The organism is Pseudomonas sp. DF11 (genome assembly GCF_058148565.1).
In genome coordinates this window covers 101,537-113,801 of record NZ_JBYVYN010000011.1, presented here as the reverse complement: position 1 = coordinate 113,801, position 12,265 = coordinate 101,537, and the positions used below count along the sequence as shown (strand labels likewise).

General features: G+C 59.7%; 11 protein-coding genes. 8 read left to right on the top strand and 3 right to left on the bottom strand.

The window, feature by feature from the left end; translation table 11 throughout:
- Window positions 1–88: 88 nt before the first annotated feature.
- Together AC30D9_RS26090 and AC30D9_RS26085 are read right to left on the bottom strand one after the other, a co-directional pair.
- Window positions 89–895 (bottom strand): AraC family transcriptional regulator, encoded by an 807-nt coding sequence (locus AC30D9_RS26090; protein WP_134923202.1) that lies wholly within the window; start codon window positions 893–895, stop codon window positions 89–91.
- 321 nt (window positions 896–1,216) lie between these two features.
- The gene (locus AC30D9_RS26085) at window positions 1,217–1,408 is read right to left on the bottom strand and encodes a YegP family protein (RefSeq protein ID WP_014337049.1); all 192 of its coding nucleotides are present in this window, start codon (window positions 1,406–1,408) and stop codon (window positions 1,217–1,219) included.
- A gap of 302 nt (window positions 1,409–1,710) precedes the next feature.
- Between AC30D9_RS26085 and AC30D9_RS26080 the strand changes: the two genes are divergently transcribed.
- From AC30D9_RS26080 to AC30D9_RS26055, 6 genes are all read left to right on the top strand, one after another.
- Window positions 1,711–2,679 (top strand): glycosyltransferase family 2 protein, encoded by a 969-nt coding sequence (locus tag AC30D9_RS26080; RefSeq protein WP_490145144.1) that lies wholly within the window; start codon window positions 1,711–1,713, stop codon window positions 2,677–2,679.
- 2 nt (window positions 2,680–2,681) lie between these two features.
- Window positions 2,682–3,392, top strand: a complete 711-nt coding sequence (locus AC30D9_RS26075; protein ID WP_307571587.1) for a class I SAM-dependent methyltransferase — start codon at window positions 2,682–2,684, stop codon at window positions 3,390–3,392.
- 5 nt (window positions 3,393–3,397) lie between these two features.
- Window positions 3,398–3,772 carry a GtrA family protein gene (locus tag AC30D9_RS26070; RefSeq protein ID WP_490145156.1) on the top strand — a complete coding sequence of 125 codons (375 nt, stop codon included), beginning with the start codon at window positions 3,398–3,400 and terminating at the stop codon, window positions 3,770–3,772.
- The gene (locus AC30D9_RS26065) at window positions 3,769–5,853 is read left to right on the top strand and encodes a DUF6311 domain-containing protein (RefSeq protein ID WP_490145143.1); all 2,085 of its coding nucleotides are present in this window, start codon (window positions 3,769–3,771) and stop codon (window positions 5,851–5,853) included. Before AC30D9_RS26070 ends, AC30D9_RS26065 begins: the two co-directional genes overlap by 4 nt.
- Window positions 5,854–6,152: 299 nt before the next feature.
- Window positions 6,153–7,076 carry a LysR family transcriptional regulator gene (locus tag AC30D9_RS26060; protein ID WP_134923206.1) on the top strand — a complete coding sequence of 308 codons (924 nt, stop codon included), beginning with the start codon at window positions 6,153–6,155 and terminating at the stop codon, window positions 7,074–7,076.
- Between the two features lie 103 nt (window positions 7,077–7,179).
- A complete protein-coding gene (locus AC30D9_RS26055; RefSeq protein ID WP_134923207.1) occupies window positions 7,180–7,542 on the top strand; it encodes a 5-carboxymethyl-2-hydroxymuconate Delta-isomerase in 363 nt (120 codons plus the stop codon).
- 6 nt (window positions 7,543–7,548) lie between these two features.
- On the opposite strand, the gene AC30D9_RS26050 is transcribed toward AC30D9_RS26055, so the two are convergent.
- Window positions 7,549–8,481, bottom strand: a complete 933-nt coding sequence (locus AC30D9_RS26050; protein WP_134923208.1) for a LysR family transcriptional regulator — start codon at window positions 8,479–8,481, stop codon at window positions 7,549–7,551.
- Window positions 8,482–9,002: 521 nt separating this feature from the next.
- Between AC30D9_RS26050 and AC30D9_RS26045 the strand changes: the two genes are divergently transcribed.
- Both AC30D9_RS26045 and AC30D9_RS26040 read left to right on the top strand, forming a co-directional pair.
- Window positions 9,003–10,385, top strand: coding sequence for a glutamine synthetase family protein (locus AC30D9_RS26045; protein ID WP_490145142.1), 1,383 nt, complete (start codon window positions 9,003–9,005; stop codon window positions 10,383–10,385).
- A 164-nt stretch (window positions 10,386–10,549) separates the two neighbouring features.
- A complete protein-coding gene (locus AC30D9_RS26040) occupies window positions 10,550–12,199 on the top strand; it encodes a phosphoethanolamine transferase (RefSeq protein ID WP_134923210.1) in 1,650 nt (549 codons plus the stop codon).
- The last annotated feature ends 66 nt before the right edge of the window (window positions 12,200–12,265 follow it).

Sequence of the window (12,265 nt, the reverse complement as noted above, 5' to 3'; positions counted from 1 at the left end):
CATGGGGTTGGAGAGCTGTACCTTACTGTCAGAGCCAGGTGGCGTATTGGATGATCGTGCAGCTTTTTGCGGTGTACAACCTGTGTGTTCAGCGCAACATCTTCAGCCAGCGTGCCGGTGAAATACCAAAGGCCTGGGTATGCAGTCGAGTCATGTGGCTCTGATCGAAAAAGCCACAGGCCAGGGCCACTTCACTCAATGGCAGGCCATGCAATACCAGGCGACGGGCTTGGTTCAAACGACGCTGGGTGATGTAGCGATAGGGGCTGGTGCCGTACAACGCTCGAAAATCCCGAGACAGGCTCCATCGATCCCTGCCGCTTGCCTGCACCAGGTCATCCAATGTGATCGCCTGGTCGAGGGCATCATGGATGAACAGGCGGGCACGCTCCGCCGCCGGGTAATCGATCAGCCGCCGTCCACGTCTGTTGCCCGCTGCGATGTCGAGTGCCTGGGCCACATCGTAGATGGCATCCTCTTCCTCCAGCGGATCGAGGGGATGATCCATGCCGTTCAATAGCCGACGTGTCGCGATGTTGAGGCGCGGGTCGCTGGACAATCCGCCTTCGATGAAAGGCAATGGCCTGCCACCCAGCACCTGCTGGATCACCGACGGTTCTATGTAGAACATCCTGTAGCGAAAACCCTCGCTCGTCCCTGCTTCGCCATCGTGTACCTCATCCGGGTGCAGGACGATGGTTCCGCCGGGCTGACTGTGGCGTTTGCTGTGGCGGTAGTTGAAGCTCTGCACGCCCGAAAGCGTAATCCCGATGGCGTAGGTGTCATGGCGATGGGTGGTATAGCCATGCCCGCTGAAATAGGCCTCGATGCGTTCCATGTTCCTCGACTCGGGCGCCCGCACCAGCCAGTCGCGGTTGAGGGTTGATCGAGTCATTGCACCGGCCTCCTGCTGTTGTCCGTATACCCTACCTGCCTGGAAACTTTCGTCACAGCAAAAAAACTCCGCCTGTTCACTTGAGGCGATTGAGCCTGTGGCGAGGGGGGTTATCCCCGTTAGGCTGCGCAGCGGCCCCCAAACCAGGCAACTCGATGTGCCAGGAGGATTGAGTTCACTGCTTTAGGGCTGCTGCGCAGCCCAGCGGGGATAAATCCCCTCGCCACAATGATCAGACAAGCCGGTGAAGATGAGCTCAGGTCGAGCCCGCAAGCTGCCTGTTCGTCGAGCAGCTTGTCGGCCAATCCCACACAGCACAGTTCAGATCTCTTTTACCGGCGTTTCACCCTGGACATTCTTGATCAGCCCGATGACGTGAAGGCAGTCACTCTTGTTCACATAAGATTCGCCACTGGCGATCGTTTCGTGGTTGCCGGCTCGCAAGCGCCAGCGCCATTGGCCTTTTCCGGTGCTGGGGGTGCCTCGGGTCTGTCGATAGATTTCAAAATACATGGGTTCGCTCCCTGCGATTCATTCAGTCAAGACATGCGTTGGACATGTGGCTGCAAGCCTATCCAAGTGGGTGGTTTTGGCTACGGGAAATTCGTTTCCATTGGTTATCAAATATTGCTGGGTATGACTCCGGATCGAGTATTCGACTTTCTGTGGGAAAAAAGTCATGTTGCGAACGGACGGTCCGCTGAAGTTCCAGCTTGATCCTTGCGTTGCCTTCTCCGGTCCTGCTTAATACGGTTCGACGCCAAGGGCCGGAAGCCCGATGGGACTGAAAACACTATAAGAAAAAGAGCCATCAAGTGACTGAATATCCAGGAGCGGATCTACAAGGTCGTCTAGCGCTTTCGCTTGTCATTCCGGTCTATAACGAAGCCCAGTCCATCGATGTGTTCATGGCCAGGATCGACCAGGTCTTTGCCCGTGAATCGCTGGTGGACCTGGAGCTGGTGTTCGTCAACGACGGCAGTGTGGACGACACATTGGTGCTGCTGCTGGAACGGCAGAAGACCGACCCGCGCATCCGGATCGTCGACCTGAGTCGCAACTTTGGCAAGGAGGCGGCGTTGAGTGCCGGCCTGCAAGCCGCCCGTGGTCAGGCGGTGGTGCCGATCGATGTCGATTTGCAAGACCCTCCCGAAGTGATCCTGGAAATGATCGCCCATTGGCGCAACGGTGCTGAAGTGGTGCTGGGGCACCGGATCAACCGCGACTCCGACTCCTGGGCCAAGCAGGTTTCCGCCAACGGGTTTTACCGGCTGCACAATAAAATCGCCGATCACAAGTTGCCGGAAAATGTCGGCGATTTTCGCTTGATGGATCGCTGCGTGGTCGATGCGTTGCAAACCCTGCCTGAATCGCGCCGCTTCATGAAAGGGCTGTTCGCCTGGGTCGGATTCCGGACCACCTACGTGGACTACGTCAGACCTGAACGGGCGGCCGGCGTAAGCAAGTTCAATGGCTGGCGCCTGTGGAATTTTGCCCTTGAAGGCATCACCAGCTTCAGCACCGAACCGCTGCGTATCTGGACCTACCTGGGGCTTTGCGTCTCCCTGGTGTCCTTTGCGTTCGCCATCTTCATCGTGTTGCGAACCCTGATTTCCGGGGTTGACCTGCCAGGTTATGCCTCGCTGATGGTGGCGGTCACCTTCCTGGGCGGGTTGCAACTGATCGGCATCGGCGTACTGGGTGAATACCTGGGCCGCACCTATATCGAATCCAAGCGCCGACCGATTTTCCTGGTGCGGCGCATCTATGACGCCAAGGACTGACCATGGACCTCAAGGAAACCGACATCCTGGGCCCCGATATCGGGCAGCATTGGTACTACCGGTCGAAAGCGCGCGCCATGCTGCACATGCTCAAGGGCACTTCAGCCAATACGCTACTGGACGTGGGCGCCGGGTCGGGTTTTTTTTCCCATCACCTGCTGACCCATACCGCAACGGCCCAGGCCTGGTGCGTAGACATCAGTTACCCGACCGACTCCGATGCCAGCACTGCCGGGAAACCGGTGCGTTATCGTCGAGCGGTGGATTCGCTGGACGCCGACCTGGTGCTGCTGATGGATGTGCTGGAGCACGTGGACGATGACGTGGGGCTGCTCAAGTCTTATGTCGATAAAGTGCCGTCCGGCAGCCGCTTCCTGATCACCGTGCCGGCATTCCAGTTCCTCTGGAGCGGCCATGACGATTTTCTCGAGCACAAGCGCCGTTACACCCTCAAACAGTTGGAGGCCGTCGTGGCACAGGCCGGTTTGCAGGTCCAGCAGGGCGCCTATTACTTCGGCCTGGTATTCCCCATTGCCGCCGGCCTGCGACTGTTGCAGCGCCGTGCCTCCAAGGCGCCGGCCAAATCGCAGTTGTCGCGGCATCATCCGCTGGTCAATGGCGTGTTGAGGTCACTGTGCAGCCTGGAGCGTCCGATCATGGGCGCCAATCGTATTGCCGGCCTGACGGTGTTCTGCCTGGCGCAGAAGCCGTGACCTGGATGCACTCGCCGTTGTTGCGACGTGCCTTGCGCTTTGCCATGACGGGCCTGGTGGTCACCGCAGTCCATGTGGTGGCTGCCGTGCTGTTCGTGCACCTGATCCTGGCAAATCCGCCGCTGGCCAATGGTTTCGCTTTTATCGTGGCAACCGTGGTGTCGTACCTGATCAACACCCTCTGGAGTTTTTCCAGCCGCTTGCATGGGCGGACTCTTGGCCGGTTCCTGGTGGTCTCGGTCGGTGGGTTCTGGCTGGCAATGCTGGTGGCCTGGGTGGCCCAGGGCCTCGGCCTGGGTTACCTGGCCGGCATCGCGGCCGTCGCGCTGATCATCCCGGTGTTCACCTTCATCCTGCATAATTTCTGGACGTATCGATGACCGCTCGCGGCAAGCATTACGCGCTTTCCCTGTTGCCCATACTGTTGGGCGCGTTGGCGTTTCTGTTGGTGATCGGCCCGCGGGTCCTGGACCCGACGAACATCGCCTGGCTGGGGGAGGGCGATGCGGCGACCCACTATATGGGCTGGGCGTTCTTCCGCGGTTCGCCTTGGACCTTTCCGTTGGGCATGAACCCGTCCTATGGCTTGGAGTTGGGCAACGGCATCATTTTTTCCGATTCCAATCCGCTGCTGGCGTTTGTGTTCAAACCCTTCAATGCCTGGCTTCCCGAGACATTCCAGTATTTCGGTCTCTGGTTGCTGGCCTGTTTCATCCTGCAAGCCTGGTTCGCCTGGAAGCTCGTCGGCCTGCTGACACCGTCGGCGTGGATCAGGTTGTTGGGGGCAGGCCTGTTTGTGTTTTCGCCGCCGATGTTTCTGCGCATGGGCGGGCATCTGTCGCTGTCCGGGCACTTCCTGATCCTGGCGGCCCTGTACCTGGCGCTGCGGCCCGGCCTGGAGAAGCGTTGGCTGGCCTGGGGCGCATTGTTGGCTGCTACGGCGCTGGTGCATGCGTACCTGCTGGCCATGGTGGCGTTGATCTGGCTGGCCGATCTTGCCAGCCGGACCGTCAAGGCCCGGTTATCCCGGCGCAACGCCTTGGTCGAGTTGTGCGGCTTGTTTCTGCTCGTCGCGTTCTGCTGCTGGCAGGCGGGTTATTTCAGCGTGGGCGGCGGGACTGTGGCGGGCGGTTATGGGTTGTATCGCCTGAACGTCATGTCGCTGGTCAACCCCAGCGGCTGGTCTTACACCTTGCGCGACATGCCCCAGGGCCCCGGGGACTACGAAGGTTTCAATTACCTGGGATTGGGCGTCCTCCTGCTGGCGATCTGCGCCGGCGTGGCATTGCTGCAGGGCAATACCGGTCTGGCGAAGGCCGTGCGCCACCGGCGACTGTTGCTGTTGGCATTGATCGGACTGACGCTGTTCTCGCTGACCAACCACCTCGGCATCGGCATGCAGAATATGCATTACTGGCTGCCCAAGCCCCTCGAGCTTCTGGCAAACGTCTTTCGCGCGGCTGGCCGGATGTTCTGGCCGGTGTTCTACGCCATCGTATTTGTCGTCATCTTCGCGGTGATCCGCGGCAACAAGCCACGGGCAGCGGCGTGTCTGCTGGCTATCGCGCTGGTGGTACAAGTCCTGGACACCCGCGCGGGATGGGCCGGCCTGCGTCACAGTCGGATGACGCCGGTCGCCTCGAGTTGGCCCACGTCCATGAATGATCCGTTCTGGGCCAGCGCGGCCCGACATTATTCGAAAGTCCGGACGCTGTTGCCGCAGAACCAGCCGGACAACTGGCTGCTGACCAGTCAATACGCCCTGACGCATGGCCTGGAAACCGATGGCGTGTACCTGGGACGCATGAGCGACCGGGCGATCGAGCAGGCCCAGCGACACACTGAGCAGATGCTCGCCAGCGGCCAGTACGCGGCGGATTCGCTGTACATCCTCGACCCTCGCGCCGCGCTTCAGGCGGCGAAAACCGTCAACCGCCAAACCGACCTGTTGACCCGTATCGATGGCCTCGTAGTGCTGGCGCCGGGCTGGAAAACTTGCGCCCAATGCCCGCCGTTTGCCGACGAGACGCTGGACATGCAGGTGAAGATCGGTGAGCGCCAAGTGTTCAGCCGAATCAACGCCATGTTGGCCGACGGCTGGGGACGCGTCGAGGAGTGGGGCACCTGGTCGGAAGGAACCGAGGCTGAGGTTGTTTTGCGCATACCGCCAGAGGCGCGCGCCATCTCGATCGAAGCGGCGGCGTTCGTGCAGCCCTCGCACATGCGTCAGCGGGTGAAGGTCTCGATCAACGGTGTCGAGGCGCTGTCGATGCAGTTCACGCGCTTGCAAGACAACACCCTTGAACTGTTCCTGACTCCGGCCATTCGTGAAACGATTGGCGCGGATGGGCGGTTGCGCGTGCAGTTCCAATTACCCGATGCCATCAGTCCCAAGGCGCTGGGGTTGGGGAGCGACGAGCGAGTCATGGGGCTGGGCTTGAAATCATTGACCGTGAAGTAATTCTTTATAGGGGAGCCTGAAACCGCTAGCAGGCGCAATGATTATTGTGGCGAGGGGATTTATCCCCGTTGGGCTGCGTAGCAGCCCCAAAAACCGCATGCAGATCGCCTGATATAGCGCAGTGACAGGCATTAGGACTGCTGCGCAGCCCAACGGGGATAAATCCCCTCGCCACAAAAGCAGGGTGCTTCCTCCAACTCTTTGGATGGAATTGCACACGTGCTTCGCCTTTTAGCGCATAGACGTGCGGCCCCTGGCGTTTCTACACTGCATCCCATCAAGGGATCAGGGGCAGATGGATGAACCGCAACGAATTGCGCAAGGCCGACATCAACCTGATGGTGGTTTTCGAAACGCTGATGCTTGAGCGTAACGTGACACGGGTGGCGGAAAAACTGTTCCTGGGCCAGCCGACCATCAGCTCGGCCCTCAACCGTTTACGCAAGATGTTCAACGACCCGCTGTTCATTCGCGTCGGCCACCGCATGGAACCGACGGCAAGGGCCGAGGAAATCATCCGGCATCTATCCCCAGCGCTCGATTCGCTGTCGGTGGCTTTGAGCCTGACCCACGACTTCGACCCCGCCAGCAGCACCATGACGTTTCGCATCGGCCTGTCGGACGACGTCGAGTTCGGCCTGCTGCCACCCCTGTTGAGCAGCCTGCGGCAAGAGGCACCGCAAATCGTGTTCGTGGTCCAGCATGTCGATTACTGGCGCATCCCCGATTTACTGGCCTCAGGAGACATCACTGTGGGCATCAGCCAGACTCGCGGGCTGCCGGCCAATGCCAAGCGCAAGCTGTTGCGACACATCCAGCCCCGTGTGCTGCGTGCCGATGCGTCGGACACACCGCTGAGCCTGGACGAATACTGCGCGCGGCCTCATGTGCTGGTGTCCCATACCGCGAACGTCGCCGGTTTTGCTGACGAATGGCTGGCCGAGATCGGACGCTCGCGCCAGGTCGTGCTGTCGGTGCCGCAATACAGCGCATTGCCGGCGTTGCTGGCCGGCACAGACTTGATCGCCAGCCTGCCGGACTATACCGCCGCCGCCATGGCCGCCTCGGGGCAACTGTTCAACGAACCCTTCCCCTTCAAGACTCCGACCCTGGATTTGTCCATGGTCTGGCTGAGCCATGTCGACAGTGACCCGGCCGAACGCTGGTTGCGGTCGCGGTTGGAGGCCTTCATGGGCGAGCGTGGGGTCTCGGCGCACGCCTGATACCGGCCCGTGGTGAAACAAAACCTGCCTCAATCAAGAAAGTCGAGGTAAGGTTGTGACGGCTGACATCACCTCGTCATATTTTCGAATCGGAGTCGAACACATGCCTCACCTGCACATGGAGTACACCGCCAACCTGACCGAGCTCAAGGCCGATTCCGCACTGATGCGCCTGAACAATGCGCTGGTGGCCTCCGGTCAATTCGGCGCCGAGTTGGATGTCAAGAGCCGGGCCGTGAAGCACGAGACTTTCCGGGTAGGCACAGGGATGAGCGAACGGGGTTTCGTGCACGTGAAGCTGGCCTTGCTCAGCGGACGCCCGCCGGTAATCAAGAAACAATTGGCCGATAGCCTGCTGGCGGTGATCAAGGACCTTGGGCCATGGCCGGCCGGAGTCAGTGTGCAGCTGTGCGTGGAGATCCTCGACATCGACCGAGAGTCCTATGTCAAGGCCTTGATCGGTTAATGACGATCAGACGTCGCGGGCCGCGCAGGCCTTGATGATCTGTTCGCGCAGCCAGGCGTTGGCACTGTCCTGATCGACGGCCAGGCTCCATTGCATGTTCAAGGTAAACCCCGGCAGACCCTTGGGCACTTCGTGGTGATTGAAGATCGCCTCGTTGGCCAGTAGTTTCTGGATGCGGCGGGGCAGGGTCAGGATGAAGTCGGTGCCGGTGATCATCTTCAGTGCGGCACTGTAGCTGTTGGCGCGCGCGGCAATCTGGCGTTGGTGCGCCTGCTGCGACAGCCAGCCGTCCACCATGTTGGTCGCTGACGTCCAGGGTGTCGGAAACACGTGTCGGCGCTGTACGAAAGATTGCAGGCTCAGTTGCGGCTCAAGTGGTGTCGCCCGTTTATCCACGACACAAACCAGGTCCTCCTCCAGTAACTGCCGGGATTTGAAATCGGCATGGTTGCTGTGGAAATTCGGGCCGAAGCAGATCACCAGGTCCAGGCTGCCGTCGCGCAGTTCTTCGGCGGGAATGTCAGCTTCGAGCTTGTGCACGTTCACCACCACCGGCAAGTTGGCGTAATCGAAGCTTTGCAGCAGTGACGGCAGGATCAGTTGTTCGAAATATTCCGGTGCGCAGATGTTGAAGGTAATGGCTTGCCGGGTTGGATCGAAGGTTGGCGTACCGGCATGGCACAGGTTGATGCTTTGCAAAATGGCGCGCACGTGATCGTACATGCCCTCGGCCTTGTAGGTGGGGCGCATGCCAGTACGGGTGTTGATGAACAACTCGTCTTCGAAACAGGTTCGCAATTTCTTGAGGCAATAACTGACGGTTGACTGGCTGACGCACAATGCCTCGGACACACCGGTGACACTGCTTTGCTCGTACACGGCGCTAAACACCATGAGGTCTTGCATGTCGAGCTTTCTGAGGGAGTTACTGTTCAGCATCCGTTCTGTCTCTCGCTTTGCTCCTTGCGCGGATTTTGCGCAAACCAGGCTGACGATCCTAGCGGAACGATCGTGCCAAGAGAATGCCGGGCGGGCGCTTTCATGGTCGGGAACGGGACAGATAATGTAGCGAACACGACGTCTCGATCAACGACTGATTCGTTGGCCTATGTTTAGTTCGCTGCGATCCAAACTCCATCAAATCCAGGTTTAACCTCCCAGGATGCCGTGGGACGCTTGCCTGATGTGTTTCCTGTGATGCGCTCATGGACGGTTGGCCCCTGGCAGTGCGATACCCTTCATCCGCCGCAGTCGATCCGGTCGGCAGGTTCACGCCTGCCATGGCCCCGACCCTCAGTACGTTGCCCTCCGAGCTGGCCTTTTGGGCGCTCTGGCATTGCCGGCACGCGCGTCCTCCAGATATCCGCATTTCCTGTTGAACATTCACGGTGCTCGCGCAATGACGAGCACAGACTGACGGCGCCTTGTTGCCCGTCCGACATGGAAATACGAGCCTTCTCATGAGCCTTGCCAAGATTTCTTTCGCACCCGTGGAACACGCCCAGGCGTTCCTTGCCCAGAACCCCGATATTGAGCTGTTCGAGCTGTTCATTCTCGACAACAACGGCGTGCCCCGGGGCAAGTTGTTGCATCGGGACGAGTTGCTGGCGGTCTTCGAAAGTGGCCGGCCGCTGCCCAGTACGATTCTCGGGCTGACCATCAATGGCGACGATGTGGAAAATTCCGGGCTGGTGTGGGACGTCGGTGACATCGATTGTCGTGCCTATCCCATCAGCGGCAGCTTGCAGCGCATGCCGTGGCGGTTGATTCCCACGGCCGCCGTGCAGGTTGGCATGCATCCCCGGGAGGGAATGCCCGCAGCGATCGCCGATCCGCGTTATCTGCTCAGCCAGGTGATCGAGGCCTTGCAGGCCGACGGTTATTACCCGGTGATGGCAGCGGAGCTGGAGTTTTATCTGTTGGACGCGCAACGCGACAGCCAAGGCCGGCCACAGCCGGCGCGGGACGCCGACGGCGGCCGACCGCGCGCTACCCAGGTCTACGGTTTGCGCGAGCTGGAGCAGATCGAGCCGTTCCTGGCCGACCTGTACGCCGCGTGCAAGCTGCAAGGCATTCCAGCCCGGACCGCCATTTCCGAATACGCACCGGGGCAAGTGGAGATCACCCTCGAACACCGCAGCGATGCATTGCAGGCCATGGACGAAGCGGTGCGTTACAAGCGCCTGGTCAAGGGGGTGGCGCAAAAGCACGGCATGCAGGCGTGCTTCATGGCCAAGCCGTTCGATCACCTGGCGGGCTCCGGCATGCACATGCATGTCAGCCTGGCGGACCGCGATGGCCACAACCTGTTCGCCAGTGAGGCCGGCGACGGCACGCCGCTGTTGCGCCAGGCGGTGGGCGGGATGCTCGACACCTTGCTCGATTCGCTGTTGATGTTTTGTCCGAACGCCAACTCTTACCGGAGATTCCAAAGCAACAGCTATGCACCGCTGGCGGCGACCTGGGGCGTGGATAATCGCACCGTGAGCCTGAGAGTGCCGGGCGGCCCGGCGTTCTCGCGGCATATCGAGCATCGCATCTGCGGCGCCGATGCCAACCCTTACCTGGCTGCGGCGGCGATACTGGCCGGCATTCATCGCGGCATACGTGAGCAGTGCGACCCCGGCAAACCTGTCGAAGGCAACGGCTACGCCCAGGCGACTGAGCTGTTGCCCACCGACTGGCTCACCACCCTGCATGCCCTCGAAGCGTCGGCCTGGGCGCGGGAAGCATTCGGCGCTGAGTTTCTTGGCGTTTATCTGGCGGTCAAGCGCGCCGAATACCGTCAATTCATGGGGGAAGTCGGGGAGCAGGACTGGCGCTGGTATCTGAATCAGGCTTGAAGCCGGCTGGCCGCCTGTTTCTTAAATAATTATTTAGTAGCAACTTTTTCACGAAAAATTGATGGTGAGCTACCTAAAGTTTGTGCTGCCGTAGGAATGAAATTTTCACATTTCCTGCGGCACTTCTTTTTCAAAGAGCAACTTTCAGGAAGCCGTCAACCATCATGCTGACTATTAAAGCCGTGCGCCCCGAGTGGGTGACGCTGGCCGCCAGTGCCTTTTTATTAGTGGGCTTTAACCTCGTTCTCTGGCAACACTTGCTGGCGATCACGACGGGTGACGCCCAGGGCCTGCTGATGCGCGCGGCGTTCGGCGTGATGATCTTCTGCGCGTTCAACCTGGTATTGACGCTCGTGGCTTTCCGTCCGTTGCTCAAACCGGTGTTGATGCTGCTGTTCCTGATCAGTGCCGGCGTGGCCTACTTCATGGCCCAGTACGGCGTATTGATCGACGCCGGCATGTTTCGCAACTTTGCTGAAACCAATGCCACGGAAGTCCGCGACCTATTGTCGCTGAAGTTGTTTATCTACCTCGGGTTATTGGGCGTGTTGCCTTGCTGGTTGTTGTTCAAGACTCCGATCAACTATCGTCGCTGGCCCAAGGAGTTAATAAGTAAGTTGGTGGTCGGCGTGGCCTCGGCTGCGGTGATAGGCATGGTTGCCTTGGCCAACTACCAAGGCCTGTCGTCGTTGTTTCGTAACCACCACGAGTTGCGCTTGATGGTGGTGCCGAGCAATTACATCGGTGCTTCGCTCGGGTACTTGCGTGAGCAGGTCGCGTCGGCCAAGCAGCCATTCATCACGCTGGGCGAGGACGCAAGTCGCAACCCGGCCTGGCAAACCCATGGTCGCAAATCCCTGACTGTGCTGGTGGTGGGCGAGAGCGCCCGGGCCGAGAACTTCGGCATCCTCGGCTATAACCGTGATACCACGCCGACACTGGATAAAGAGGCCGGGTTGATCGCCTTCACCGACGTGCACTCCTGCGGCACTGAAACCGCCGTGTCGGTGCCCTGCATGTTTTCCAACATGGGGCGCAAGAACTATGACGCCAGCAAGGCCAGGAATGAAGAAGGCCTGCTGGATGTGCTCAAGCGTGCCGGGCTGGAGGTGATCTGGCGGGACAACCAGTCTGGCTGCAAGGGCACTTGCGACCGGGTCACGTTGCAGGATGTCAGCAATCTCAAGGACCCGGACTTGTGCGCCAACAGTGAGTGTCGCGACGAGATCTTGCTCCAGGGGCTGCAGCATTTCATCGACACGCTCGACAAAGACACGGTGCTGGTGCTGCATCAGATGGGCAGCCATGGGCCGGAGTATTTCAAGCGTTATCCCAAGGAGTACGAACATTTCACCCCGGTGTGTGAAAGCAACGCGCTGAACAATTGCAGTCGCGAAAGCATCGTCAACGGCTACGACAACACGCTGGTGTACACCGATCATGTGCTGTCGACCCTGATCGATCTGCTGCGGGCCAACCAGGACAAGGTCGACACGGCCATGCTGTACCTGTCGGACCACGGCGAGTCCCTGGGTGAATACAACCTGTTTCTCCACGGCACGCCCTACATGCTCGCCCCGGAGCAACAAAAGCATGTGGCGATGCTCGCCTGGTTTTCCGACAGTTATCAGAAGTCTTTCTCGGTCGATACCCATTGCCTGCAACTGAGTCGGGAAAAGCCCCTGAGCCAGGACAACCTGTTTCACTCGATGCTTGGGTTGCTGGAAGTCAACAGCCAGGTCTACAACCGGGACCTGGACCTGTTCGCCAACTGTCGCGGCGCGGTGATCGACGGTGTCCTGGCGCGGGAGTGATGGCCTGGACCTTTTTTTCACGCGGCGTTGATTAACCTGTCATCCAATCTTTTCCAAGAGCCGTTT

Bases quoted from the DNA above. Each gene is read 5' to 3' on its own strand.
- AC30D9_RS26090 (WP_134923202.1), bottom strand. From the start codon at position 895: ATGACTCGATCAACCCTCAACCGCGACTGGCTGGTGCGGGCGCCCGAG.
- AC30D9_RS26085 (WP_014337049.1), bottom strand. From the start codon at position 1,408: ATGTATTTTGAAATCTATCGACAGACCCGAGGCACCCCCAGCACCGGA.
- AC30D9_RS26075 (WP_307571587.1), top strand. From the start codon at position 2,682: ATGGACCTCAAGGAAACCGACATCCTGGGCCCCGATATCGGGCAGCAT.
- AC30D9_RS26070 (WP_490145156.1), top strand. From the start codon at position 3,398: ATGCACTCGCCGTTGTTGCGACGTGCCTTGCGCTTTGCCATGACGGGC.
- AC30D9_RS26065 (WP_490145143.1), top strand. From the start codon at position 3,769: ATGACCGCTCGCGGCAAGCATTACGCGCTTTCCCTGTTGCCCATACTG.
- AC30D9_RS26060 (WP_134923206.1), top strand. From the start codon at position 6,153: ATGAACCGCAACGAATTGCGCAAGGCCGACATCAACCTGATGGTGGTT.
- AC30D9_RS26055 (WP_134923207.1), top strand. From the start codon at position 7,180: ATGCCTCACCTGCACATGGAGTACACCGCCAACCTGACCGAGCTCAAG.
- AC30D9_RS26050 (WP_134923208.1), bottom strand. From the start codon at position 8,481: ATGCTGAACAGTAACTCCCTCAGAAAGCTCGACATGCAAGACCTCATG.
- AC30D9_RS26045 (WP_490145142.1), top strand. From the start codon at position 9,003: ATGAGCCTTGCCAAGATTTCTTTCGCACCCGTGGAACACGCCCAGGCG.
- AC30D9_RS26040 (WP_134923210.1), top strand. From the start codon at position 10,550: ATGCTGACTATTAAAGCCGTGCGCCCCGAGTGGGTGACGCTGGCCGCC.